The sequence below is a fragment of the Vibrio sp. 1727 genome (assembly GCF_033344415.1).
Taxonomy (GTDB): Bacteria; Pseudomonadota; Gammaproteobacteria; order Enterobacterales; family Vibrionaceae; genus Vibrio; species Vibrio alginolyticus.
In genome coordinates, this window is the sequence record NZ_JAWPOT010000679.1 from 1 (window position 1) to 516 (window position 516).

1 pseudogene is annotated in these 516 nt (G+C 46.3%); it reads right to left on the reverse strand.

Going from position 1 to position 516, the window contains the following annotated elements:
• Positions 1 to 40 precede the first annotated feature (40 nt).
• Positions 41 to 514: pseudogene (locus tag R8O10_RS27570) on the reverse strand (ATP-binding protein); the annotation flags it as partial.
• Positions 515 to 516: the final 2 nt, after the last annotated feature.

The following is a 516-nucleotide window of genomic DNA, read 5'->3' on the forward strand; positions in this document are numbered from 1 at the left end:
CTTCTAATAAGTGACCTGCATGCTCTTGGGTTAGCTTTTACATCCCCCAGTCGTCGAGGATTAGTAGAGCTTTCTTAGCCAACGATTGAAGTTGCTTTTGATAGCTACCATCCAGACGACCTGCGGTCAGATCATCAAGCAAGCGAGTTAATCGGTAGTATCTGACCGTTTGTTGTTGGTCGCAGGCGCTGGTTGCAAGTGCGCAGCCAAGATAGGTCTTGCCTGCACCTGTTGGGCCTGTGATCAAGATGTTCTGATGCTTGTAAAGATAACTACCCGTCATAAGTTCGCTTATCTGTTGACGATTGAGATTTCGTCCTTCTTTGTAGATGAGTTGGCTTGGCTTCGCATCTACTCTCAGCTTGGCTTGTCGCTTTAGACGTTGGATTTTGGTCTGAGTACGATTCAAGATTTCACTTTCCAGAAGCAGGCTTATTCTTTCCTCGAAGTCCAACTCTGCGTAGGTGCTTAGTTGTTCCTGTTACTGCTCTAACGATTTTACAACATGGCTCAGGC